Annotated in this window: 20 protein-coding genes; 8 read left to right on the plus strand and 12 right to left on the minus strand. The window is 72.2% G+C overall.

Features of this window, described 5'->3' with window-relative positions; genetic code table 11:
• Positions 1 to 30: 30 nt before the first annotated feature.
• Positions 31 to 1,569 carry a hypothetical protein gene (locus tag ACFZAX_RS01375; RefSeq protein WP_390957905.1) on the plus strand — a complete coding sequence of 513 codons (1,539 nt, stop codon included), beginning with the start codon at positions 31 to 33 and terminating at the stop codon, positions 1,567 to 1,569.
• Here ACFZAX_RS01375 and ACFZAX_RS01380 read toward each other — a convergent pair.
• From ACFZAX_RS01380 to ACFZAX_RS01390, 3 genes are read right to left on the minus strand one after another with little or no spacing between them, the layout of a single operon-like run.
• Complete coding sequence (locus tag ACFZAX_RS01380; RefSeq protein WP_390957907.1) at positions 1,538 to 2,779, minus strand: hypothetical protein; 1,242 nt, start codon at positions 2,777 to 2,779, stop codon at positions 1,538 to 1,540. The two genes, ACFZAX_RS01375 and ACFZAX_RS01380, sit on opposite strands and share 32 nt — an antisense overlap.
• Entirely contained in the window at positions 2,776 to 4,464 is a 1,689-nt protein-coding gene (locus tag ACFZAX_RS01385) for a lipopolysaccharide biosynthesis protein (RefSeq protein ID WP_390957909.1), read from the minus strand. The genes ACFZAX_RS01380 and ACFZAX_RS01385 overlap by 4 nt, the downstream gene beginning before the upstream one ends.
• On the minus strand, positions 4,461 to 5,723 hold the full coding sequence (locus ACFZAX_RS01390; protein WP_390957911.1) for a glycosyltransferase: 1,263 nt from the start codon (positions 5,721 to 5,723) through the stop codon (positions 4,461 to 4,463). The genes ACFZAX_RS01385 and ACFZAX_RS01390 overlap by 4 nt, the downstream gene beginning before the upstream one ends.
• Before the next feature lie 151 nt (positions 5,724 to 5,874).
• Between ACFZAX_RS01390 and ACFZAX_RS01395 the strand changes: the two genes are divergently transcribed.
• Entirely contained in the window at positions 5,875 to 6,324 is a 450-nt protein-coding gene (locus ACFZAX_RS01395; RefSeq protein ID WP_390957913.1) for an adenylyltransferase/cytidyltransferase family protein, read from the plus strand.
• On the opposite strand, the gene ACFZAX_RS01400 is transcribed toward ACFZAX_RS01395, so the two are convergent.
• The 7 genes from ACFZAX_RS01400 to ACFZAX_RS01430 form a co-directional block, all read right to left on the minus strand.
• Positions 6,293 to 7,039: a CDP-alcohol phosphatidyltransferase family protein gene (locus ACFZAX_RS01400; RefSeq protein WP_390957915.1), complete on the minus strand. Its 747-nt coding sequence runs from the start codon at positions 7,037 to 7,039 to the stop codon at positions 6,293 to 6,295. The two genes, ACFZAX_RS01395 and ACFZAX_RS01400, sit on opposite strands and share 32 nt — an antisense overlap.
• Before the next feature lie 90 nt (positions 7,040 to 7,129).
• Positions 7,130 to 7,483: a monovalent cation/H(+) antiporter subunit G gene (gene mnhG, locus ACFZAX_RS01405; protein ID WP_390957917.1), complete on the minus strand. Its 354-nt coding sequence runs from the start codon at positions 7,481 to 7,483 to the stop codon at positions 7,130 to 7,132.
• A complete protein-coding gene (locus tag ACFZAX_RS01410) occupies positions 7,480 to 7,815 on the minus strand; it encodes a monovalent cation/H+ antiporter complex subunit F (RefSeq protein WP_390957919.1) in 336 nt (111 codons plus the stop codon). Before ACFZAX_RS01410 ends, mnhG begins: the two co-directional genes overlap by 4 nt.
• The gene (locus ACFZAX_RS01415; protein ID WP_390958393.1) at positions 7,812 to 8,399 is read right to left on the minus strand and encodes a Na+/H+ antiporter subunit E; all 588 of its coding nucleotides are present in this window, start codon (positions 8,397 to 8,399) and stop codon (positions 7,812 to 7,814) included. The genes ACFZAX_RS01410 and ACFZAX_RS01415 overlap by 4 nt, the downstream gene beginning before the upstream one ends.
• A 26-nt stretch (positions 8,400 to 8,425) precedes the next feature.
• Positions 8,426 to 10,078: a Na+/H+ antiporter subunit D gene (locus ACFZAX_RS01420; RefSeq protein ID WP_390957921.1), complete on the minus strand. Its 1,653-nt coding sequence runs from the start codon at positions 10,076 to 10,078 to the stop codon at positions 8,426 to 8,428.
• Entirely contained in the window at positions 10,075 to 10,776 is a 702-nt protein-coding gene (locus ACFZAX_RS01425) for a Na(+)/H(+) antiporter subunit C (RefSeq protein WP_390957922.1), read from the minus strand. The genes ACFZAX_RS01420 and ACFZAX_RS01425 overlap by 4 nt, the downstream gene beginning before the upstream one ends.
• Complete coding sequence (locus ACFZAX_RS01430) at positions 10,773 to 13,745, minus strand: Na+/H+ antiporter subunit A (protein ID WP_390957923.1); 2,973 nt, start codon at positions 13,743 to 13,745, stop codon at positions 10,773 to 10,775. The genes ACFZAX_RS01425 and ACFZAX_RS01430 overlap by 4 nt, the downstream gene beginning before the upstream one ends.
• 322 nt (positions 13,746 to 14,067) lie before the next feature.
• On the opposite strand from ACFZAX_RS01430, the gene ACFZAX_RS01435 reads away from it, so the two are divergent.
• From ACFZAX_RS01435 to ACFZAX_RS01460, 6 genes are all read left to right on the plus strand, one after another.
• Positions 14,068 to 16,947 carry a nitrate- and nitrite sensing domain-containing protein gene (locus ACFZAX_RS01435; RefSeq protein WP_390957925.1) on the plus strand — a complete coding sequence of 960 codons (2,880 nt, stop codon included), beginning with the start codon at positions 14,068 to 14,070 and terminating at the stop codon, positions 16,945 to 16,947.
• Entirely contained in the window at positions 16,944 to 17,381 is a 438-nt protein-coding gene (locus ACFZAX_RS01440; RefSeq protein WP_266710071.1) for a roadblock/LC7 domain-containing protein, read from the plus strand. The genes ACFZAX_RS01435 and ACFZAX_RS01440 overlap by 4 nt, the downstream gene beginning before the upstream one ends.
• Positions 17,378 to 17,794, plus strand: coding sequence for a DUF742 domain-containing protein (locus ACFZAX_RS01445; protein WP_390957927.1), 417 nt, complete (start codon positions 17,378 to 17,380; stop codon positions 17,792 to 17,794). The genes ACFZAX_RS01440 and ACFZAX_RS01445 overlap by 4 nt, the downstream gene beginning before the upstream one ends.
• 5 nt (positions 17,795 to 17,799) lie before the next feature.
• Entirely contained in the window at positions 17,800 to 18,369 is a 570-nt protein-coding gene (locus ACFZAX_RS01450) for an ATP/GTP-binding protein (RefSeq protein WP_390957929.1), read from the plus strand.
• Positions 18,370 to 18,433: 64 nt separating this feature from the next.
• Complete coding sequence (locus ACFZAX_RS01455; RefSeq protein WP_390957931.1) at positions 18,434 to 19,567, plus strand: FAD-dependent monooxygenase; 1,134 nt, start codon at positions 18,434 to 18,436, stop codon at positions 19,565 to 19,567.
• 354 nt (positions 19,568 to 19,921) lie between these two features.
• Positions 19,922 to 20,371 carry an ATP-binding protein gene (locus ACFZAX_RS01460; RefSeq protein ID WP_390957933.1) on the plus strand — a complete coding sequence of 150 codons (450 nt, stop codon included), beginning with the start codon at positions 19,922 to 19,924 and terminating at the stop codon, positions 20,369 to 20,371.
• Here ACFZAX_RS01460 and ACFZAX_RS01465 read toward each other — a convergent pair.
• Both ACFZAX_RS01465 and argF read right to left on the minus strand, forming a co-directional pair.
• Positions 20,322 to 21,794 (minus strand): amino acid permease, encoded by a 1,473-nt coding sequence (locus ACFZAX_RS01465; RefSeq protein ID WP_390957934.1) that lies wholly within the window; start codon positions 21,792 to 21,794, stop codon positions 20,322 to 20,324. The two genes, ACFZAX_RS01460 and ACFZAX_RS01465, sit on opposite strands and share 50 nt — an antisense overlap.
• Positions 21,795 to 22,086: 292 nt before the next feature.
• Complete coding sequence (gene argF / locus ACFZAX_RS01470) at positions 22,087 to 23,097, minus strand: ornithine carbamoyltransferase (RefSeq protein WP_390957935.1); 1,011 nt, start codon at positions 23,095 to 23,097, stop codon at positions 22,087 to 22,089.
• Positions 23,098 to 23,162 lie beyond the last annotated feature (65 nt).

Raw genomic sequence — 23,162 nt, forward strand, 5'->3', positions numbered from 1 at the left:
GTGTTCGCAGGTCCACGGAACGGGGGGCGCATGACGTCCGTGTACGACACGGCTCCGGCCGCGAAGGCCGACGCAGCCCGCCGGGCCCGTGCGTCCGCGGTCCGGCGGACCCTGGAACCCGTGACGAGGCCGCTCGCCTGGGCGATGCTGTCGCGTGCGCTGGCGGTGCCGCTGATCCTTGGCCTGGTCGTCTTCCTGCCCGCGGTGATCGCGGCGCAGCCCGGTACGGGCGACCGGGACACCGTGTTCTGGCTGCAACTCGTCCTCACCTGCTATGCGGGCGCCCGGCTGGCGACGATGATCCTCTCCACCCGGCGACGGCTGCTCCAGGGCGTGTTCTGGATGTTCGTGTACATCGCGATGGGTGTCGCGCCGCTGGCGCAGGCGGTGATCGGGCAGACGCCGACTCCTCTGGTGGGGCCGCGCGCGGATCTGGTGACGGCCACCGCGATGGTCCTGGTCGGGTGCTCGGCGTTCGATCTGGGCGCGCTGCTGGCCTCGCGTCGCCCGCTCCGGCGCCGGACCCCCTCCTCCCGGTCGCGGCACGGCCGGCCCGCCATCGCGAGCCGTACCCGGTTGCGGCTGCTGTTGCTGGTGGCGTTCGCGGCGAGCGGGTACTACGTGGTGAAGCTGGGCGGGCCGGCGATCTTCTTCAGCAGCCGGCAGGAGATCAGCGCGTCGGTGGCCCAGAGCGGGGTCGCCTCGACCGAGTCGAACGTCGGCTCGGCGTTCCTGAAGGGCTTCGGCACGGTGCCCGCGCTGCTGGCCCTGCTCTTCTGGACGCGCCGTCTGGTGACCTCGCGCCGGGCTCGCCGCTCGCCGTCGACGGTGCTGGCGTGGACCGCGCTGCTGGCGCTGAACCTCATCGTCAACAACCCCATCTCCAACGCGCGTTACTGGTTCCTCACGGTGCTCGTCTCGCTGCTCTTCACGGCGTTCCCGAGCAGCGCGGCGGTGTACCGCACGGTGCTGGCGCTGGGCGTGGTGGGGGCGCTGGTGCTCTTCCCGTACGCGGACCGGTTCCGGTACGACGACTCGGGGTACCGGCCGGTCCAGTCGGCCTCGGCCTTCGAGCCGCTGGCGACGAAGGACTACGACCAGACGGTCATGTTCGCCAACACCATCGCCTGGGTGGGCACCCGGGGTCACACGTACGGACGCCAACTCGCCGGCTCGGCGCTCTTCTTCGTGCCGCGTGCGGTGTGGAGCGGGAAACCCGAGGACACCGGGGTCCGGGTGGGGCAGTGGATGGGGATGAACATGACCAACCTCTCGGCCCCGCTGTGGACCGAGTTCTGGGTGGACTTCGGTCCGGCCGGGATGGCAGGCGGTCTCGCGCTGATCGGGTACGTCGCCGCGCGCACCGACCGCCGGTACGCGCTCGCGGTCACCCGGGCCGGGCCCGGGCCGGGGAGCGTGCTGGCGATCGCGGCGCCGCTGGTGGCGGGTTACACCTTCATCCTGCTGCGCGGACCGCTCCTCCAGTCGGTGGGGAAGCTCGCCATCGCGGCGCTCTGTCTGGCGTTCGTCACCACGTTCACGGAGCGGAGCGAACAGCGGTCGCGCTGACGGCGCCCGTTCCGGCCCCGTCGGCGCGCCGCAACCTGGCGACCCGGGTCCAGGTGGCGACGGCCTTGCAGACGGAGCCCAGGCAGAGCCCCCAGGCGGCGCCGGTGATCCCGGCAGCCGCGTAACCGGCGATCAGGAAGACGACGGCGGCGAGCGAGAACACCACCTGGATGGAGAGCGTGGTGCGCGGGTCGAGCATCCGCAGGGCGAGAAGTCCGCAGGTGCCGACCGCCATGGCCGCGTACTGGCTGCCGGTCGCGGGCAGCAGCGCGGCGGCGGACGACCAGGTGTCGCCCAGGAGTTGGGCGCCGGCCTTGTCGGGAAGGAGCGCGAGGGCGGTGGCCCAGAGCGCGGCGGTCGTGGCGAGCACCCCGGCGAGCGCGGCGGTGGCCCGTATCCGGCGCCGCTCGTCGCCGACCCGGGAGAGCAGCGGCGGGCCGAAGCTGGTGGCGGAGGTGAACAGGACGTTGAGCGGCCCGAAGAGGGTGGTCGCGCCGCGCAGGGCGCCCACCACGAGCGGGCTGCCGGCCGTGCCGAGGCCGAGCACGGAGAGCTGGCTGGTGGCGTTGCCGACCCCGAACTCCACGACGAACCGCTGCCCCAGGTGACCGCGCCGCAGGTACGGACGGACGTCGGTGCGGGCCCCGGCGGTGCGGCTGCGCAGCAGGACGGCCGAGAGCAGCAGCGCGGGGAGGGCGGAGAGCCCCCAGACGGCGACCAGCCGACCGGCCCCCGCCCCGTGGCTCTGCGCCCCCAGCGCGCCCAGGACACAGGCGAGGCGGAGCAGGTCGGCGGCGAGGGCGAGGTGCGGCAGCCGGAGGGTGGAGAAGGCGTACCGCATCGCGTCCTGGCCGAGGACGACCGGCAGGACGAGTCCGAGCGCCACCAGGGCGCGGGCGGTGTCCCCCGGGACGAGCAGAGCCCCGCCGGCGAGGACGGCGCCGAGCACGGCCGCCGCGAGCAGGGCGAAGGCGACGGCGGAGCGGCAGGCGTCGCGGGCCGCCTCGCCTCCCCGGGTGAGGACGAGCGGCTGGCCGGTGTAGGCGCCGAAGACGCCGAGCAGCACGGTGAAGACGAGGTAGACCGCGGAGAACCGGGCGAATCCGGCCACCGTGGAGAGCCGGGCCGCCGCGACCAGCACCAGGATGTTGGTGAGGGCGGCGACCCCCTGGTCCGCGACGGAGCTGACGACCGCGCCGCGGGCCCTCACCGGCGGGCGGGCGGCACGGTGAAGGTGCGCAGCCCCATCGTCTCCGCCGGGTCGCCGGTGATCTCCGGCCGTTCGGCCTCTTCGGGTTCGGGCCCCTGGCCGCCGCCGCCCCGCCGTCCGGCGGACTTCTGGTGCTTCCTCTGCTCCTTGCGGGCCCGCCGGGTGCGTCCGGGGTGCAGGAGCACCCCGAGCAGGTGGCCGCCCGCCGCGCCGACGACCTCGCGGATGCGTTCCAGGTCGCTGCGGTGCACCTCGCGCGGGTCGCAGACGATCATGACGCCGCCCACCCGGTCCACGAGGGCGACGGCGTCGGCGTACGAGAGGACGGGCGGGGCCAGCACGATGACGACGGCTCCGGGCGCGTCCGCCTCGGCGACGATCCGGCCGACCGGGGCCGAGGTGAGGGCGCGGGGGACGTTGTCCACCGGGGCGCCCGCCACCAGGGCGAAGGCGCCGGAGCCGGGCACGTCGACGTTGGTACGGCTGCCGGCGGGCCAGCCGCGCTTGTCGTCCGAGGCCCACCGGGGCCGGGGTTCGCTGACCGCCGGGCCCAGGTCGTGGGCGAGGGACGGGGTCCGCAGGTCCGCCTCGACGAGGAGGACGTCGCGGCCCATCTCCGCGAAGGCGGCGGCGACGTTGGCCGCCGCCGCGGTGGCGGCCGAGTCGTCCCCGCGCGGGGCGGTGACCAGCAGCCGGCGGTTGTCGGCGAAGGCGGGGTCGTAGGCGAGCCGGAAGGCCACCGCGCGGTACTCCTCGGCGAGCCGGCTGCCGCCGCGGCCGATGGCGAGCAGGCCCGCGGACGCGCCACGCTCCCTGGGCAGGGTGCCGAGCAGGGGAGCGCCGAGCGAGCGGACCAGCTCGTGGGTGGAGCGTACGGTCGGGTCGAAGACCAGGCGGACCCAGGAGAGCAGCAGTCCGAGGGCGAGGCCGACGACTCCGCCGAGGCCGAGGAGGAGCGGCAGGCTCGCGCCGGTGGGCGCGGTGGGCGTCACCGGCTTCTTGTTGAGGTAGCCGGGGGTGGCGTCCAGTGCCTTCAACTCGGATATTTTCTGGCTGAGTCCGGAGATGGAGACGATGAGGCTCGCGCGGGCGCTGGTGATGTCGTCGGCGGTGGAGACGCCGATCTGCTCCTCCAGCTGGTCGCGCTTCTCCTCCAGCGGTTTGAGCTGGGCGCGGTAGCCGTTCGCCATGTTCTCGATGCTGTCCTCGGTGAGCTGCTTCCGGTTGGCGAGGTAGGCGGTGGCGAGGGCCTCGGCGCGGTCGCGCGCCTGCTGCGGGGTGGCGCCGGTGTAGGCGAACCGGAGGGTGAGGGTGTTCGGCGGGTTGGTGACCTGGAGCCCGGCGAGCAGGTCGCGGGAGGAGACCTTGTCGCCCTTGGCGGCCAGGGTGCGGGAGGCGAGGGTGCCGACGGTGTCGCTGACGGCGGTCTGGCGTTCGGAGCCGATGTTGATGCCCTTGTCGGCGGAGGCCCCGGTGGCGAAGGGGTCCGCGGTCGCGGAGCGGACCAGCACCTCGCCGGTGGCCGACCAGGTCTCGTCGCCCGCGACGGCGAGGTAGCCGCCGCCGAGCAGCCCGAGGAGCACCCCGGTGGCCAGCAGACTCCGGTAGCGCAGCAGTTGGCGGAACTGGTCGCGCAGGAGCGCCGGCTCGTCCTGGTCGTCCAGGGGGCGGATCGGATGGGTCATCGGCGTGTGCTCCCTTGTGCGTTCCCGAGTGCCTCGGCGAGCAGGGCGTCGAAACGGGCGAGCCCCGCCTCGCGGCTCAGGTGCTGTGCGACGTACGTGGCTCCGCGTGCGCCGAGCCGGCCGGCCTCCGCGTGGTCGGCGGCCAGCTCGCGTACGGCGGCGAGCAGGGCGGCCGGGTCCTCGGGCCGCACCAGCACACCGGCGCCGGAGCGGCGGACCTCCTCGGCGGTGCCGCCCCCGTCGGCCACGGAGGCGACGACGGGCCGGCCGGAGACGAAGTAGGAGGTGAGTTTGGAGGGGACGGACATGTCGAGGACGGAGGCGCGCTGGGTGACGGCGAGGACGTCGGCGGCGGCGAGGACGTCGGTGAAGTCCTCGGCGGCGGCGGGCGGCAGGAAGTCGAGGTTGTCCAGCAGGGCCGCCCGTGCGCGCAGCGCCTCGCGCTGGTTGCCGTCGCCCATCAGGACGACCCGGACGTCGGGAGCCAGCCGGGCGAGGTCGACGAGCACGTCGAGTCCCTGTTTGAGCCCCATGTTCCCCGAGTGGAGCAGCACGGGGGTGTCCGGGTGCCAGCCGAGACGGGCGCGGGTGGCCGCCCGGTCGGCCGTGGGTCCGGTCACGTGGGTCCAGTTGGGGACGGTCCGGATACGGGCGGGATCGACGCCGAGGGCGGTCACGCCGGGCACGAAGCTCTCGTGGATGACGCCGACCAGCGTCGCGTCGCGCAGCGCGTACCGCTCGGCCGCCGCCGCGGCGGACGCGGCCCTGCCGCCGCCCCGGATGCCGCTCTGGGCGGCGGCGGCGCCCATCAGGTCCTGGACCACGGGGATGTACGGGACGCGGTGGCGGCGGGCGATCCGGGCGCCGACGACCCCGCCCGCGAGACTCGGCATCTGGGCGACGACTGCGTCCGGGCGGCCGGGCGGCGGGGCGAGCAGTCCGTGGCCGAGGACGGTCAGTTCGAAGAGTCCCCGGCGCAGCGCGGTCTGCCGGGGCGGTACGTAGTGGCGCCGGCGGTGGACGTGGACTCCCTCGCGCTCCTCCGTGGCACGCCAGACACCCCGGTACTCCGCGTCGGTCCGCCACGACGGGTAGTGCGGCATCCCGGTGAGCACGTCGGCGCGCGCGGCCGTGGCCGCCCAGTGTTCGGCGAGCTGGGTGGCGTACGGGCCGATGCCGGTCAGCTCCGGCGCGTAGTTGGTCGAGACCACCAGGATTCTGCGGTCGTGCAGCGGCGTGTGTGGTGCGGCAGCGGACATCGGACGATCGCCTTCCCCCCGGAACGGCCCCCTGTTCCCCGAGGGAACAGCCCCGCGTCGAGCTTATCCGTTCACGGGTTGCACAAGTGTTCTTCACAGTAAGGTCGTTGGAAACATCAGCACATGACGTTCACCTGGGGGGAGAGAACGGATGGTGCAGCACAGGGTGGGTTACGCGCCGGGCGTGTACGACCTGTTCCACGTGGGTCACCTCAACATCCTTCGTCATGCCCGCAGTCAGTGCGACTACCTGGTCGCCGGGGTCGTCTCCGACGAGATGGCCGAGCTCGCCAAGGGCCATCGGCCGGTGATCCCGCTGCGGGAGCGACTGGAGATCGTCCGCAGCATCCGCCATGTGGACGCCGCCTTCGTGGAGACCGTGCCGGAGAAGATCGACACCTGGCAGCAGGTCCGCTTCGACGTGCTCTTCAAGGGTGACGACTGGCGGGGTACGGAGAAGGGGGATCGGCTCGAACGCGACTTCGCCGAAGTCGGTGTGGAGGTCGTCTACTTCCCGTACACGGTGCACACGTCCAGCACCCAGTTGCGCAAGGCGCTGGACGTCCTCGTCACGCGGCCCGGAGCGCTCTCAGCTCCCTGAACCACTTGGCCAGGAAGGCCGCCAGGAAGAGTGCGTGCACGACGGCGAGCACCGCGTACCCCGCCAGGAAGGCCGTGGGCTCGCCGAGCAGCAGGAAGACCAGGCAGAAGACTCCGTAGTCGGCGGGGAGCAGTGCGACGGCGCGCACCGGGGAGACCGGTCCGGCGGGGGCGGTGGCGGGGGCGCCCGCGCGCTGCGCCGCCCTGCCCAGCTGTTCGCGCAGGAGTCCGGCGCAGAAGGTGAGGACGGCGGTGAAGAGGAAGCCCAGCGGCAGCAACAGCCATGTCTCCGACCGCTGTTCGCCGACGCTGTAGTCGTCGCAGCGGTAGAGGGAGATCAGTACGGCCGTGTGGACCAGGATCATCTTGGCGCAGTCCACCACGTGGTCGAGCCACTCCCCGTCCGGGCCGCCGCGTCCGGTGAGCCGGGCGAGCTGGCCGTCGGCGGAGTCGAAGGCGAAGCCCACCACCAGTCCGGCCCAGACGAGCGCCCCGAGCAGCCACGAGGGGCCGGCGAGCGCGAGGGCCGCGATTGCGGCCAAGGTGAACGCGGCGCTGACCAGGGTGACTTGGTTGGGTGTCAGACCCACCCGGAAGGCAGCCGCCGCGAGCACCCGGCCGGCGGGCCTGTTCACGTACCGCGAGTAGAGCGAGACGCCCTTGGCCGTCTTCTGTGCCCCGCGCAACTCGCGCAGCACCGTACCCGTGCTTCCCATACGCCCCCCAGCGTCCGGCAGTTGACCCGCATCATGACACGGTTCTGTATCCGGGCGTACCGCGCCGAAGAGGCGTGGGCGAGCCAAGCATCAGCGCTCCTCGGTGAGTTGCGTGTCCAGGTCGTCGAAGAGCAGGTCGTCGTGGTCGATCTGGCCGGTCCGGTACGCGGACCGGGCGACCAGGTGCGCGGCCACCGGGCCGGTCATCATCTGGAAGAAGAGGATCAGGGCGAGGGTCGCGAGGTCCATCCCGCTGCGCAGCCGCATCGCCACCCCGATGAGCACCAGCAGGATGCCGAGGGTCTGCGGCTTGGTCGCCGCGTGGCTGCGGGAGAGCACGTCGGGCAGCCGGAGCATGCCGAAGGTGCCGAGCAGGCAGGTCGCCGCGCCGAGCAGGATGGCGACGGCGCCGGCGGTGTCGACGACGGTGAGCCAGACGGTCACGGTCCCATCTCCTTCGTGCCGGTGGGGCGGTCCGGCCGACGGCGCGGGCGCGGCCGGTCGCGTACCGCGATGAAGCGGGCGATGCCGACGGACCCGGTGAAGCCGAGGAAGGCCAGCACCAGCATGATCGGGAAGTAGAAGGTGTCGCGGACCAGAGCCGCGCGGGTGCCGAGCCCGGCGATGATCAGGGCCGCGCACACGTCGAGCGAGAGCGCGCGGTCGAGCATCGAGGGTCCGCGCCGGATGCGCGCGAGCAGCAGCAGCCCGGCGACGACGATCATCGCCACCGCCACGTACAGCAGCCAGCGGTCGACGTTCTCGGTCGTGGTCATGCGGGGGTGCTCCCGGTCGTCGGGTGGGAAGGCGGCGGCTCCGCGACCCGGTTGATCTCCTCCCGCGTCCCGAAGGCCCGTACGGCCAGGGCCTCCATCCGCCACACCGAGCGCCGGGCGGCTTCGAGTTCGGCGGGCCTGTCGGCGTCGAGCACGTGCAGGAAGACGGTGGCGGTGGAGCGGCGCACCTCGACGATGGCGCCGCCCGGCACGTTGGAGACGGCGACGGCGGTGGCGGCGAGCATCAGGTCGCTCCGGCAGCGCAGCGGCACCGCGATGACGGCGGCCCGGTGCGGCCCGCGGGCGAAGATCTGCCCGGCCACCTTCACCCCGGAGGTGACCATGTCGTAGAGCAGGTAGCCGGCGAGCACCAGGATGCCCCAGGGGTGCAGCCGCAGCCCGAGGTCGACCCGGGGCAGCGGGAAGGCCAGGCAGACGGCCACCGCGACGACCACCCCGATGAGGACGTTGGCCCAGGTCAGGGTGGACCAGAGCATCACCCAGATCAGGGTGAGCCAGCCGATCAGCGGCAGGTCGAGCACACGGCGCCCGCTCCTGCCCAGGGTGACGCTGAGCGGTGGCATTCCGGGCCCGTGCGGGAATCGGCGGCTCACCGGCCGAGCACCTCCTCGATGTAGGGGGTACGCCGCAGGAGTTCGGCGGCGGCCCGGTCGGTGTAGGTGGTCAGCGGTCCGGCGAAGACGGTGAAGGAGAGGCTGATCGCGACTCCGGCGGCGGTGGCCGCGACCATGGTGCGGGGCAGCCGGGTCGTGGTGGTGATGGCGCGTCCGTGCAGGGTGGCGGCGAACGCGCGTCCGGCCGGTCCGGGCAGCCGGCTCACCGGCTCGTCGCCCGTGCCGGGCATGCGGTCCGGCCCCTCGTCGGCGTCGTCGTCCTCGTCGGAGTCGGCCTCCAGGACGGTGCCGTCGAGCGCCTGTCCGGGCGGGGCGTCGCGCCAGAACGCCAGGTTCCAGACCTTGGCCATCACGTACAGCGTGAGCAGGCTGGTGGCCGTGGAGCCGGCCACCAGGAGCCAGGCCCAGACGCTGCCGTCGGCCACACCGGCGCGCATCAGGCCGAGCTTGCCGATGAATCCGGAGAACGGCGGGATGCCCGCCATGTTGAGCGCGGGCACGAGGTAGAGCACGGCGAGCAGCGGGGCGGCCCGGGCGAGGCCGCCGGTCCGGGTGAGCTCGGTGGTGCCGCCCCGGCGTTCCATCAGACCGGCGACGAGGAAGAGCGTGGTCTGCACGGTGATGTGGTGGGTGACGTAGACGATCGCGCCGCCGTAGGACTGGCGGGTGGCGAGGCCGATACCGAAGATCATGTAGCCGATGTGGCTGATCAGGGTGAAGGAGAACAGTCGCTTGAGGTCGGTCTGGGCGACGGCGCCCAGGATGCCGACGATCATCGAGGCGAGGGCGAGAGCCATCAGCAGGTCGCCGACCCGGTTGCCGGGGAAGAGCAGTGTCTCGGTGCGCAGCATGCTGTAGACGCCGACCTTGGTGAGCAGCCCGGCGAAGACGGCGGTGACGGGCGCGGGCGCGGTGGGGTACGAGTCGGGGAGCCAGGCGCCGAGCGGGAAGACAGCGGCCTTGACGGCGAAGACCGTCAGCAGCATCGCCTGGATCAAAGTCTGTACTCCGAGCGGGAGTTCGGGAAGCCGCTGGGCGAGCTGGGCGAAGTTGGCGGTGCCGGTCGCCGCGTAGGTCATGGCGATGGCGGTGAGGAAGAGCATCGAGGAGAAGAGCGAGATGATCACGTAGGTGGATCCGGCGCGCACGCGGGGCCCGGTGCCGCCGAGGGTGAGCAGCACGAAGCTCGCGACGAGCATGATCTCGAAGCCGACGTAGAGGTTGACGAGGTCTCCGGCGAGGAAGGTGCAGGAGACCCCGGCGACGAGGATGAGGTAGGCGGGGTGGAAGACGGCGACGGGGGTCTCCTCGTCCCGGTCGGCCATGCCCTGTCCGAGGGAGTAGACGAGCACGCAGAGGGTGACGGCCGAGGAGACCGTCAGCATCAGGGCGGAGAGCCGGTCGGCGACCAGGGTGATGCCGAGCGGCGGGGCGAAGTCCCCGAGGTGGACGGAGAGCGGCCCTTCCGACTGGGTGGCGGCCATGAGCCCGGCGGAGAGCCCGAGGACGAGCGTGAGCACGGCGACGCTGATGAAGCGCTGGAAGCGCTTGAGGCGGGTGCCGAAGGCGAGGCTGAGTCCGGTGGCGCAGAGCGGCAGCAGCACCGGCAGCGGGACGAGGGCGTTCATCCGGCGTCTCCTGGGTGGTCGTCTCCCGGGCGGGGGCGGTGCGGGGGGCCGTCTCCCGGGTCCGAGCGGCCCGAGGAGTCCTCTCCCGGGCGGGGGCGGTGCGCGGGGTCCTCCGGGGGCGGGCGACTACCGGCGGCCTCCGCGTAGTCCTCCGGGTCGGCGCCGAGCACGTCGTGCCAGAGGTCACCGGTCGCGTCCCGGCCCCGGGCCTGGAGGGCGCGGTCGGCGCGCAGCCGGTGGCGCAGGCGGCGGCGTTCCGCGAGGTAGCGGGTGCGCTCCTCGCTGGTGGGGGTGTCCCCGGTCCGGTACTCCTCGATGAGCTGGGCGCGTTCGCCGCGTACTTCGGCGCGGAGCGCGATGCGCCGGTCCTCCAGGTCGTCGTGGACCTCGTCGGTGCCGGTCAGCTGGTGGCTGCGGTAGGCCATGGCGAGCAGGAACGCGGTGGTGGCGAGGGTGATGACGATCGCGGTGAGGGCGATGGCCTGCGGCAGCGGGTCGGTGACCTCGCGCAGCGGTACGCCGTAGAGCAGGGGCGCCGCGCCGGCCGAGCCGGTGCCGGAGAGCACGAGGAGGTTGATGCCGTTGCCGATGACCACCGCGCCCAGCAGGATGCGGGTCAGCGGCCGGGTGAGCATGAGGATGCCGCCGACCGCGCAGAGGACGACGGCGGTGGCGAGCAGGGAGGCGCTGACGGTCACCGGGCGCCGCCCCCCGCCTCGGCCGGGCCATGGTGCCTCGGGGCGGCGGCCCGTTCGATCTGCCGGTCGATCTTCGCGCCGAGGGCGCGGACGATGTCGAGGACGACTCCGAGGACCAGCAGGTAGACCCCGCAGTCGAAGAGCACCGAGGTGCCCAGGTGGTAGTCGCCGAGGACCGGCAGGTGTCCGTGGTAGGTCCAGGCGTGCAGCACCGTGCCGTCGAAGAGTCCGAGCAGGGCGACGCCGGTGGACAGGAACAGGCCCATGCCCGTGATGAGTCCGGGGGACAGCGGCGCCGCCTCCGCGAGCTCGAACCGGCCGCCCGCGAGGTAGCGGGTGATGAGGGCGACGGAACCGACCAGTCCGGCGACGAACCCGCCGCCCGGCATGTTCTCCGCGCAGAAGAGGAGGTAGACGGAGAGCACCAGGACGGGGTGGAACAGCAGCCGGGCCACCACTTCGAAGACGAGTGAGCGGTGTTCGGGGGCGAGGGTGGAGCTCGCGGCGAGCCAGTCGCGTTCGGGGGCGCCCTCGTCGCCCTGCGGGAGTCCGGTGAGCCCCTCGCTGTCACGGGAGAGCGACCAGGCGGTGCCGGGGGCCGGGGACGCCTTGAGCGTCGGGACACCGACCGGTACGACTGCGGCGGGCGCGGTCCGGCCGGGGGGCTCCCCGCCGGAGGCGGGTGGCTGCTCGCTCCTGCGGTGCAGGTAGATCAGGCTGGTGACGCCGACCGCGGCGGCGGCGAGCACCGCCGACTCGCCCATGGTGTCCCAGGCGCGCAGGTCGACCAGGATGGTGGCGACGACGTCCTTGAGGCCGTGGCTCGCGGCCTCCTCCACCATGGCCGCACCGGCCGGTTCGGCGGTGCGCGCGGCGGCGGAGACCCAGACGGCGACCCCGGACGTGGCTGCCGCCGCGAGGGCGACGGGGATGCGTACGGCCCGTCGCCAGGAACTGACGCTCTCCTGGAAGTGGACCGGCATCCGCCTCAGCACCAGCACGAAGACGATCATCGAGACGGTCTCCACGCAGAACTGGGTCAGCGCCAGGTCCGGGGCACCCTGGACGACGAAGAGCAGCGCGGTGCCGTAGCCGGTGAGCCCGGCGAGCACCACGGCCTTCATGCGGCGGCTCACGGTGAGGCAGAGCAGGGCCGCGGCGCTGGTGAGCACGGCCAGCGCGCCCTGGAGCGGGGAGTCCCAGAGCCGGGGTGCGGTCGCGTCGTCCCAGGGGCGGTCGGTGACGAGGACCGCGAGCTGTCCGGCGATCAGGACCAGCAGGGTGGTGGCGAGGTAGACGGAGAGCGAGCCGCGTTGCACCAGACCGGTGATCTGGAGGGCGAGGCGTTCCAGGCCGAGCAGGAGGTGGCCGAAGACGCTGTCCGCGGTGGGCCAGGCGATGCGCCGGGAGAGCGTACGGACGGGGGTCCGGGCGGCGAAGAGCAGTGCGCCGCCCGCCCAGGCGAGGGCCGAGAGCAGCAGCGCCGTGCCGAAGCCGTGCCAGAGCGCGAGGTGGTAGGGGTACGCGGTGGCGGGGAACTCGTCGGCGTACTGGTCGAACAGGTGGTCCGTCCATCCGACCCCGGGGCCGAGCACGAGCCCGGTGACGGCGAGCACGGCGGGCGGGGCGAGGAAGGCGGCGGAGACCCGGTGGACGGGGGTGTCCGCGACATCCGGCTTGCGGAAGAAGGCGCCCCAGACGAACCGGAGGGTGTACGCGGTGGTGAGCGCGGAACCCGCCACGCCGGCCGCGAGGGTCCAGAGGTCGGCGGTGTCCCCGTGCAGGAGTGCCTCGAACGCGGCTTCCTTGGCGGCGAATCCGAGCATCGGGGGAAATGCGGCCATGGAGGCGGCGGCGAGCACGCCGACGGCGCACACGAGCGGCAGTGAACGGCCGACGCCGGAGAGGCGGCGCAGGTCGCGGGTGCCGGTGGCGTGGTCGACGATGCCGATGACGAGGAAGAGCGGGGCCTTGAACAGGGCGTGCGCCAGGATCATCACGGCGGCGGCGAGAGCGGCGTCCCGGGTGCCGTCCCCGGCCAGCAGGGTGAGGAAGCCGAGTTGGCTCACCGTGCCGTAGGCGAGGACGAGTTTGAGGTCGTGCAGACGCAGTGCGCGCCAGCCGCCGAGCAGCATGGTGGCGGCGCCGAGCACGAGGACGACCGGGCGCCACAGGGGCACGTCGGCGAAGGCGGGGGCGAGCCGGGCCACCAGGTAGACGCCGGCCTTCACCATCGCGGCGGCGTGCAGGTAGGCGCTGACCGGGGAGGGGGCGGCCATGGCGTTGGGCAGCCAGAGGGAGAACGGCCAGACGGCGGACTTGGACAGCGCGCCCGCCAGGACCAGCGCGACGGCGACCTGGACGGCGACGGAGGCGGTGGGCGGGTCGGCGACGATCTCCGAGATCCGGTAAGTGCCCGCCGCCCGGCCGACGATGAGGAACCCGACCAGCATGGCGAGTCCGCCGAAGGTGGTGACGGTGAGGGCCTGGAGCGCCGATCTGCGGTTCTGCTTCTTCTCGCTGGTGTGCCCGATCAGCAGGTAGGAGAAGACGGTGGTCAGCTCCCAGAAGACGTAGAGCGTGATCAGGTCGTCGGCGAGGACGAGCGCGAGCATGGCGCCGGCGAAGGCCAGCAGGTTCCCGGCGAACCGCCCCAGTTGGGGGGTGTCGTCGGCGAAGTACGAGGCGCAGTACAGGAGCACGAGGGTGCCGACCCCGGCGGCGAGCAGCACCATCAGCTCGGCGAGTGCGTCCAGCCGCAGGTCGACGGAGACGTCGTACGCGGGGATCCAGTTCCAGGACCAGGTGTCGGCCCGTCCGTCGGCGGCGCTCGTCCACAACGTGAAGGCCCACACCGTGGTGGCGGCCGGGGGGAGCGCGAGCACCACGAACGCACGGCTGCCCAGCCGGTGCACCAGGGGACCGGCGCAGGCCGCCAGGGCGAAGTGGCAGAGGACGAGCGCGATCACAGCGGGGTGTCCGGAGAATGAGGCACTGAGTATGGATATATCCCCCGGCGGGGTTCACCCGACCGGCACGCCGCACGAGGTGCGGCGACGCCCCATGTCCACCCGGGCGGTCCCCGCAGGCGCCTCCGCGCCGGACCTACGCGTGTGAGGGATATGTGGGACCGGTGTTGTTCATGTGAGCCCACTTTCTCTTCATTTTTTCACTGTGCCTAGTATCTATGTGTCGAAGTTCTCAACGGAATTGACTGGTCGTGAGACCGTCACCCACGTCAAGGAGAATGCCCTGCGCACGCGCGCGTCTCGGCGCACCGACTCGACCCCCATGTCGCTGCGGACTGCCCTGCTCATCCTGGCCATCGTCCCCGGCATCGCCCTCGCGGCCCTCTGGGCGGTCACCAGTGGTCAAACCCTGCTCGACTTCCAGCGTCAGGCAGCTCAGGGGCAGTTGGCCCAGAAGGCCGGCCAGCCGTCCAACATCGTGTACTACAACCTGCAGGAGGAACGGCGGCTCAGCGCAGAGGCGCTGGCCGATCCCGATGCTCCGAAGGAGGCACTCCAGCGGCAGCGCAAGCTCACCGACCAGGCGATCGAGACGTTCCAGTCCGTCTCGGACATCTCCGCCGACAGCGCCCCGTCCAAGGTGCGCGAGGCCGTCGGCAAGGCCCGTGAGTCCATCAACCAGCTGCCCGCCCAACGGACGTTGGTGGACCAGGGCGACGACGAACAGCAGGCGGTCGTCTACGGCTACTACACCGACCTCATCGCGGTCGACCTCCAGCTCTTCGCCGCCCTCAGCCAGGTGGACAACGGCGAGGTGACCACGGCGTCCGCGCCTCTGGTGGACCTCTTCTGGGTCAAGGAGATGGTCTCCCGCTCGGACGCGCTGCTGGCCCGCGGCTGGTCCGGTGGCAAGCTCAGCACGGCCGATCTCGCGGAGCTGCGCAAGGAGATCACCGGCCAGTCCTTCCAGTACTCCACCAAGGTGCTCCCCAACCTCCCCGCCGACGAGCGGGCGATGTGGAACAAGATGGCCGGGGGCGAGGCCTGGAAGACGAAGACGAAGCTGGAGTCGCAGATCCTCGCGCCCCGCGACGCCGACTCCAAGGGGTTCGTCCGGATCGCGGCCTCGGAGAAGTCCTGGCGTTCGACGATGGACGGGGTCACCCCCCAACTGGTGGGCCTGCTCGAACACCGCACCTCGCTGGTGGTCTCGATCGGCAAGAACACCATCGTGTCGCTGCTGGTCAAGATGGTGGTCACCACGGTCGTCGGCCTGCTCGCCGTGATCGCGGTCGTCCTGACCACCTGGCGCCTCACGCGTAACCTGCGCCGCCGCATCAAGCGTCTCCAGGACCGCGCGGAAGAGCTGGAACGCACCCTTCCGGACGTCGTCGAACGGCTCGGCCAGGGCGAGAAGATCGATGTCGAGGCCGAGGCCCGCGCCATCGAGTCGGACCGCAAGGGCAAGGCGGGCGACGAGATCACCCAGCTCGGCGACGCGCTCAACCTCGCCCGGACCAGCGCGCTCGCGGCCGCCGTCAAACAGGCCGACCAGCACCGCGGGTTCGAGCGTCTCCTCCAGCGCATCGCCCGCCGCACCCAGCAGCTCATCGGCCAGCAGCTCAAGAAGCTGGACGAGCTGGAGCGCAAGCACGAGGACCCCGAGGTGCTCGACGGCCTCTTCGACCTCGACCACCTCACCGCGCGTCTGCGCCGGTACGAGGAGAACCTGGTCATCCTGGCCGGCGGCGCCCCGCACCGGCGCTGGCGCAAGCCCGTTCCGCTGCTGGACGTCATGCGCTCCGCCCAGGGCGAGGTGCAGGACTACCAGCGGGTGGTGCTCGACCTCGACGGAACGCCCTGGCTCTCCGAGCGGGCCGTCGGCCCGGTCTCGCACGTGCTGGCCGAACTGATCGAGAACGCGCTGGCGTTCTCCCGGCCGCCGAGCCCGGTGGAGGTGCGCGCCGCGAAGGTGAGCCGCGGTCTGGCCATCGAGGTCGAGGACCGCGGACTCGGCATGGAGGAGCACCAACTGGCGGAAGCCAACGAGCTGATGAGCCGGCCGCCCCGGATGGACGTGCTCGCCCACTCCGAGGACATCCGGCTCGGCCTCCACGTGATCTCCCGCCTGGCCCACCAGCACGACCTGCGGGTGGAGTTCCGTTCGTCGGCGTTCGGCGGCACCCGGGTCGTCGTCCTCGTGCCCGACGAGCTCACGGTCGCCCACCCGACCGGGCGCCCGGTCGCCGCCGTGTCCGCGGCCCCCGCGCCGGAGCCCGTACGCGAGGAGGCCCCCGCCTCCACCGGCGCGCTGCCGTCCCGCGTTCAGGGCCGGGCGATGGCCGGGGTCACCGCCCTGGTCGACCACGCCGCCGCCCGCTCCCAGCGGTCCGCGCCCCCCGTCGTGTCCGAGGCCCGGCCCCCCGCCGCCCCGGACACGGACCGGCCGGTCCAGTCGGGTACGTACACCGTCCCGGAACCCGCGTACGCCGCCCCCGAGGAGCCGTACGGACCGGAGCCGTACGCCGGCACCTCCTACGCCCCCGCGCAGGAGTCGTACGGCACCCTCGACGGCTCCTACGGTTCCGGCGACCGGCCGCCCTACGGTCCGGGCGACCAGGCGTACGGGCCCTCGGCCCCCTACGCGCCCGGCGACCAGGAGTACCCGGCCCAGCAGGAACAGCCGTACATGACGGCGGCAGGGCAGTACCCGGTTCCGGGGCACGGCTTCCCGGACCAGGACCCGCACGCCGGGCGGTTCCCGGAGCCCGGTCCCGCCTACCAGGAGCCGTACCAGGAGCAGCCGTACCCCGGCGGTTACGCGGCCCCGGACGCGGACACCTCGCCGTACGGGAACCACGCCCACGGCGGCGACCGGCAGCCCGAGGTCCTGGGCCATCCGGCGCTCCCGCCCGGCCAGGACACCCCGGCACCCGGTTCGGAGCCCCCGCTCCCCCGCCGGGTCCGGCAGGCCAGCCTGGTCGACGAGTTGCGGGTCGACCCCGCGGCGGGCCGTCCGGCCGCCGCACCCAGGACCCCGAGCTGGGACGAGAACCCCCTGCTCAGGCCCGCTCCCCGGCGTGCGGGTGCGGCGATCGGAGCGTTCCAGCGGCGGTCGCGCGAGGCGCGCTCGGCCGACGGGACGTCCGCGCAGACTCCCCCTCCCCCTTCGCCCCTCAACCCGAGAGAAGAACGGTCATGACACGCACAACGGCCACGCTCCAGGACCTCGACTGGTTGCTCGACGGCTTGGTGGACTCGGTGGCCGAGACCGTCAATGCCGTGCTGCTGTCCGACGACGGACTGGTCGTGAGCCACTCGCGGACCATCGACCGGTCCGACGCCGAGCGGCTCGCCGCGATCTGCACCGGGCAGCAGAGCCTCGCCCGGGGCGTGGGCCAGCTGTTCCGGGGCGGCACGGTGCACCAGGTCATCGTGGAGCTGGCCGACCTCTGGCTCTTCATCATCACCGCCGGCCAGGGCACCCACCTCGCCGTCGTCGCCTCGCAGGAGGTGGACGCCGAGGTGATGTCGCTCGCCATGCACAACCTGGTCCAGCAGGTCGGCCAGAAGCTCACCGCGCCCGTGCGCGGCGAGTTCGACGCCTTCGGCACCGGGGACGGGCAGCGGGTGTGACGCCCTACTGGGACGACGACGAGATCGACGCCTATGAGGACGACGGCGCGGGCACCATGGTGCGCCCGTACACGATCACCCGGGGCCGGACCGCTCCCGAGCGGGACGACTTCACCCTCATCACCGTGCTGACGACCGTGCACGACACGCGCGACGAGCACGGTGCGCCGCTGCGGCCGGGCCGGCTCCAGCCGGAACACCGCATGATCCTCGACCGCTGCGTGCACCCCGCCGCGGTCGCCGAGGTGTCCGCCGATCTCGACCTGCCGATCTCGGTGACCAAGATCCTGCTGGCGGATCTGGTCTCCCAGGGCCTGCTGCTGGCCCGCGCCCCGCTCTCGGTGGCACGGGCCTCCGGCGGGGCCGACATGGGCCTGCTGGCCGCCGTACGTGACGGACTCCGGAGACTCTGAGCAAGATGACAACGCCTCAAACGGCGCCCAGCGCCGTCAAGATACTCATCGCCGGTGGCTTCGGCGTCGGAAAGACCACCCTGGTGGGCGCGGTCAGCGAGGTCGCCCCGCTGCGCACCGAGGAGTTCCTGACCAAGGCCAGCATCGGCGTGGACGACCTGGCCGGTGTCGGCCAGAAGAGCACCACGACCGTCGCGCTGGACTTCGGCCGCATCACGGTCAGTCCCGAGCTGGTGGTCTACCTGTTCGGCACGCCCGGCCAGGAACGCTTCTGGTTCATGTGGAACGACCTGGTCAACGGGGCCCTGGGCGGTGTCGTCATCGCCGACACCCGCCGGCTGGACACCAGCTTCGCCTCGATCGACTTCTTCGAGAGCCGGGACATCCCGTTCGTGGTGGCGATCAACTGCTTCCACGGGCACAACACCCGCAGCCCGGGGGAGATCCGCGCGGCGCTCGACCTGGACCCGCACGTCCCCCTCCTCGTCGGGGACGTACGCGAGCGGTCCTTCGGCCGCGACGTGCTGCTGGCCCTGGTCGACCACCTGATGGCCCTGCCGGCGGCGGTCGGCTGACCGCGTGCGGCCCGCGCCGTCCCCCGTTCCTGAACCCCTCGACCTCCTCGGAAAGAGAACAGACATGGCAACACCCCTGCGCGTACTGATCCACGGCGGCGGGATCGGCGGCCTCACCCTGGCCACCGCGCTCGCCCGGAACGGTCACACCGTCCAGGTCGCCGAAGTGCGCGACGGCGTCGAGGCTCTCGGCGTCGGCATCATCCAGCCGTCCAACGCCCTGCACGTCATGCGGGAGATCGGCGCCCTGGAAGCCTGCCTCGAAGCGGGCTTCGAGTGGGAGATCCTCACCATCTGCGACCCGACCGGCGCCCCGCTGGCCAAGATCCCGCAGCCGCGCATGGACGACGCCCCCTCGAACAACGGCATACCCAGGCCCGAGCTGGCCCGTATTCTCGCCGAGGCCGCGACGGCCGCCGGCGCGTCCGTCTCCTACCGCACGACGATCACCGAGCTGTCCGACGACGGCGCCGGGGTCGACGTGACCCTCTCGGACGGTTCGTCCGCCCGCTGGGACCTGGTCGTCGGCTTCGACGGCATCGGCTCCCCGCTCCGGAACCGGCTGTACGGCGACACGTACACCCCCGAGTACACGGGCTTCGCCAACTGGCGCGTCACCGTGCCGCGGCTGCCGGAGGTCCAGGGGGTCGTGATGAGCGCGGGCAACGAGGACGCCAAGGCGCTGCTCACCCCGATCACCGACGAGCTGATGTATCTGGGCGCGGTCTTCGGCGAGGAGCCGGACTTCCGGCCGGACCCGGAGCGGGCCCACGAGGAGCTGGCGGAGCGGCTCGCCGCGTTCGGCGGGCCGGTGGCCGAGGCGGTGAAGCACGTCACCGACCCGGCGGCCGTGGTGTACTCCCGGATCTCCCAGGTGACCGTCGAGGAGCCCTGGCACGTCGGCCGGATCGTGCTCGCCGGCGACGCCGCGCACGCCAGCGCACCGCAGCTGGCGCAGGGCGCGGCGATGGCCGTGGAGGACGCCCTGGTGCTGGCGCGGTCGTTGGACGCCGAGGCGGACGTCCCGGCGGCGCTCGCCGCGTGGGAGGCCCGGCGCAGGCCTCGCGCGATGTTCGTGCAGAGCCTGTCGCGGGCGGTCCTCAAGCAGGAGACCGGCAGTCCGACGACGCCCGAGGAGGACGAGCTCCTGAAGATCGGCATCCCGGGCGCGGCCCACGTGCTGGTCAAGCCCTACTGATCCGCCCTGTCCCACCCGACGCCCGACGGGGCCCGGTCGTCCGCACGGACGGCCGGGCCCCGACCCGCGTCCGGCCCCCGGAAGCGCGCGTCTTCGGCCCCACGGGGTGTACGGGCACCACCCGGTGCCGCGTAGAGTGACTGTCCTCACAGCCACGGGTCGGGCGGTTCGTGAGAGTGTGGCCCGAAAGTCCTTTTCATACCGGTCGGGTGGCCCCTGTACGTGGACGTCCCGATCCGTAGGTTGGAACACGGAAGCCATCCCGACGTGGACGGCCGCGCGCACCCCACGACGGTCCCTCTGCCACCCGACGGCTTCCGCGCAAGGAATCCCGCGACCCGAACGGAAGACGTCTTGCCGCCCGTCGATCCCGCACCCGCCTCCTGGCGCATCGAGCTGCCGCACACGACCGCGGCCGTGCCGATCGCCCGCGCCCTCGTCCGCAGCGCGCTCAACGACATCGAAGCACCCCCGGACAGTGACACCGCCGAGCTGCTCACCGCCGAGCTGGTCACCAACGCCGTCGAGCACACCGACAGCGACGAGCCCATCGAGCTGGTGGTGGAGCTGCTGCCGACCGGCTGCCAGGTGGAGGTCCACGACCGCGACCCCGAGCCGCCGGGTGGACTGGCCGCGGCGGGCCCGGACACCATGCCGGACCCGTGGCAGGAGCACGGGCGCGGCCTGCTGCTCATCCGTACCCTCAGCTCCGCCTGCGGTCACCGCACCACGGAGCACGGCAAGGCGGTCTGGTTCACGCTGCCGGTGGTGCCTGCCCAGCCGGGTCCTGCTCCGCTGAGCTGACCAGGCGCGAGCGGCTCCGGCTGTAGAAGGAGTACAGCAGGGAGCCCGCGACCAGGAAGCCCGCGAACTCGGCCCAGGCCTCCCAGCCGGTCCCGTACATCAGGTACAGGCAGAACGCGACGCCCAGGATCGGGCTGACCGGGTAGAGCGGCACCCGGAAGGAGCGCTTCAGTCCGGGGTTGCGGCGGCGCAGCTGGATGACGGCGAGGTTGACGACGGCCATCGCGCCCAGGGTGCCGATGGTGGTCAGGTTCACCACCGCGTCGAGCGAGGAGAAGGCGGCCGGGACCGCGAAGACGGCGGCGACGATCCAGGTGTTGGCGACCGGGGTGTGGGTCTTCGGCGAGACCCGTTCGAAGATCCTCGGCACCAGTCCGTCCCGGGCCATGGACATGAGGATGCGGGTCTGGCCGTACATCACGGCCAGCACGACGGAGGCGATGGCGACGACCGCGCCGAACGCGACGATGCCGCCGCCCACGGTGGAGTCGGTGACCTGGTTGACCACGGCCGAGAGGGCGGCGGGCGTGTCGGCGACCCGATCCGGGCCGAGCGCCCCGATGGCGGCGACGGCGACCGCGCAGTAGAGCAGCGTGACCAGGCCGAGGCAGATCATGATCGCGACGGGGATGTTCCGCCGGGGGTTCCTGACCTCTTCACCGGCGGTGGTGATCGCGTCGAAGCCGATGTACGAGAAGAAGGCCAGCGAGGCCCCGGACGTGATCCCGGAGATGCCGCTGCCCGCGAACGGCGACAGGTTGTCGTGGCTGTACGCGGTGAAGGCGATGGCGCAGAACGCGACGAGGATCGAGATCTTGAGGACCACCATCGCGGCGGTCGCGGTCGCGCTCTCCCGGACTCCGCGCACGAGGAGCGCCGCGGCCATGGCGATCACCAGGACGGCCGGCAGGTTGACGGCGCCGCCGTCGGCGGGGCCGCCGGAGAGCGCCTCGGGCAGCTGCACCCCGAAGAGACTGTGCAGCAGTTCGTTGACGTACTGGCTCCAGCCCACCGCGACCGCGGAGACCGAGACGCCGTACTCCAGCAGCAGGCAGCCGCCGACGAGGAACGCGGTGCGTTCGCCGAAGGTGGCGTAGGCGAAGGAGTAGGAGCTGCCGGAGACGGGGATCGCACCGCCCAGCTCGGCGAAGGAGAACGCCGTGAAGATGCAGGTGATCGCCGCCAGGACGAACGAGATCACGATCGCGGGGCCGGCTTCCGCGACGCTGTCCGAGAGCCCGACGAAGATACCAGTGCCGACGACCGCGCCGATGCCGAAGCAGACCAGCTGGAACAGGCCCATGGTGCGCTTGAGGCCGTGCCCCTCAAGATCCGCACCGGACTCGGCGACCAGCTGTTCGGGGCTCTTGCGGCGCGGCCCGGAGCTGGGTGGGCCCGGCCGGATCGTGCGCTGCGCGCTCATGCGGCGTTTCTCTTCTCTGGTGGTGCGGTGGGGGGACCACGCACGGCGCACCGCGGGGGTGCGGCGCCGTGGGGGGCGCGGCACGCCGTGGGGGGCTGTGCCGTACATGGCAAGGGGGCCCGAGCCTGCAAGCTCGGACCCCGACGAGACGGACCATGGTAGCCGCCGACGCGCATGTTCACCCCATTGGATGCATCACCATGCACTCGGGACAAGGGGCTCGCTCCTCGTGCGCTTCGGGTGCCCGCGGGCGTTCCGCCCGGGCGCCCGTGAGCGTTCCCCTCACGTGCGCTCAGGCGCCCGCGAGCGTGGCGACGAGGACCGCCTTGATGGTGTGCATCCGGTTCTCCGCCTCGTCGAAGACCACCGAGTGGGCGGACTCGAAGACCTCGTCGGTGACCTCCAGCTCGGTCATCCCGTGCACGGCGTGGATCTCCCGGCCGACCGCGGTGCCGAGGTCGTGGAAGGCCGGCAGGCAGTGCAGGAACTTCACGCCGGGGTTCCCCGTGGCGCGGAGCACGTCCATGGTCACGGTGTACGGGGCGAGGGCGGCGATGCGCTCGGCCCAGACCTCCTTGGGCTCTCCCATGGAGACCCAGACGTCGGTGGCGACGAAGTCGCTGCCGGCCACGCCTTCGGCGATGTCCTCGGTGAGGGTGATCTTCGCCCCGCTGCCGGCGGCCAGTTCCCGGGCCCGCGCCACTATGTCCTGGTGCGGCCAGTACGCCTCGGGCGCCACGATCCGCACGTCCAGGCCGAGCAGCGCGCCGGTGATCAGGTAGGAGTTGCCCATGTTGAAGCGGGCGTCACCGAGGTAGGCGAAGGCGAAGCCGTCGTTCCGGATGTCCTTGGCGGTGTGCTCGGCCATGGTGAGGACGTCGGCCAGCATCTGGGTCGGGTGCCAGTCGTCGGTGAGGCCGTTGAAGACCGGGACACCGGCGTACGCGGCGAGCTCCTCGACCGCCTGCTGGCTGTCGCCCCGGAACTCGATGCCGTCGAACATCCGGCCGAGCACCCGTGCCGTGTCCCGTACGGACTCCTTGTGCCCCATCTGCGAACCGGAGGGATCCAGGTACGTGGTGGACGCCCCCTGATCCGCGGCGGCGACCTCGAAGGCGCAGCGGGTGCGGGTCGACGTCTTCTCGAAGATCAGCGCGATGTTCTTGCCGCGCAGCCGCTGGACCTCGCTCCCCGACTTCTTGGCCGCCTTCAGTTCCGCGGCCAGCTCGACCAGCCCGAGGAACTCCTCGGCGGTGAAGTCGAGCTCCTTGAGGAAGTGACGGCCTGCGAGGTCTATGGCCATGGTTCTTGCTCCTGGGTCGGACGGGGATCTTCGGCGTACCGTAACTCTGGAAGTGTATACGAGGC

It is taken from the genome of Streptomyces sp. NPDC008125 (assembly GCF_042957125.1).
GTDB lineage: Bacteria > Actinomycetota > Actinomycetes > Streptomycetales > Streptomycetaceae > Streptomyces.

What these genes read in the sequence shown, in the direction of transcription:
- ACFZAX_RS01375 (WP_390957905.1), top strand. Translation starts at nt 31, where the DNA reads ATGACGTCCGTGTACGACACGGCTCCGGCCGCGAAGGCCGACGCAGCC.
- ACFZAX_RS01385 (WP_390957909.1), bottom strand. Translation starts at nt 4,464, where the DNA reads ATGACCCATCCGATCCGCCCCCTGGACGACCAGGACGAGCCGGCGCTC.
- ACFZAX_RS01390 (WP_390957911.1), bottom strand. Translation starts at nt 5,723, where the DNA reads ATGTCCGCTGCCGCACCACACACGCCGCTGCACGACCGCAGAATCCTG.
- ACFZAX_RS01395 (WP_390957913.1), top strand. Translation starts at nt 5,875, where the DNA reads ATGGTGCAGCACAGGGTGGGTTACGCGCCGGGCGTGTACGACCTGTTC.
- ACFZAX_RS01400 (WP_390957915.1), bottom strand. Translation starts at nt 7,039, where the DNA reads ATGGGAAGCACGGGTACGGTGCTGCGCGAGTTGCGCGGGGCACAGAAG.
- ACFZAX_RS01410 (WP_390957919.1), bottom strand. Translation starts at nt 7,815, where the DNA reads ATGACCACGACCGAGAACGTCGACCGCTGGCTGCTGTACGTGGCGGTG.
- ACFZAX_RS01415 (WP_390958393.1), bottom strand. Translation starts at nt 8,399, where the DNA reads ATGCCACCGCTCAGCGTCACCCTGGGCAGGAGCGGGCGCCGTGTGCTC.
- ACFZAX_RS01420 (WP_390957921.1), bottom strand. Translation starts at nt 10,078, where the DNA reads ATGAACGCCCTCGTCCCGCTGCCGGTGCTGCTGCCGCTCTGCGCCACC.
- ACFZAX_RS01435 (WP_390957925.1), top strand. Translation starts at nt 14,068, where the DNA reads ATGTCGCTGCGGACTGCCCTGCTCATCCTGGCCATCGTCCCCGGCATC.
- ACFZAX_RS01440 (WP_266710071.1), top strand. Translation starts at nt 16,944, where the DNA reads ATGACACGCACAACGGCCACGCTCCAGGACCTCGACTGGTTGCTCGAC.
- ACFZAX_RS01450 (WP_390957929.1), top strand. Translation starts at nt 17,800, where the DNA reads ATGACAACGCCTCAAACGGCGCCCAGCGCCGTCAAGATACTCATCGCC.
- ACFZAX_RS01455 (WP_390957931.1), top strand. Translation starts at nt 18,434, where the DNA reads ATGGCAACACCCCTGCGCGTACTGATCCACGGCGGCGGGATCGGCGGC.
- ACFZAX_RS01465 (WP_390957934.1), bottom strand. Translation starts at nt 21,794, where the DNA reads ATGAGCGCGCAGCGCACGATCCGGCCGGGCCCACCCAGCTCCGGGCCG.
- argF (WP_390957935.1), bottom strand. Translation starts at nt 23,097, where the DNA reads ATGGCCATAGACCTCGCAGGCCGTCACTTCCTCAAGGAGCTCGACTTC.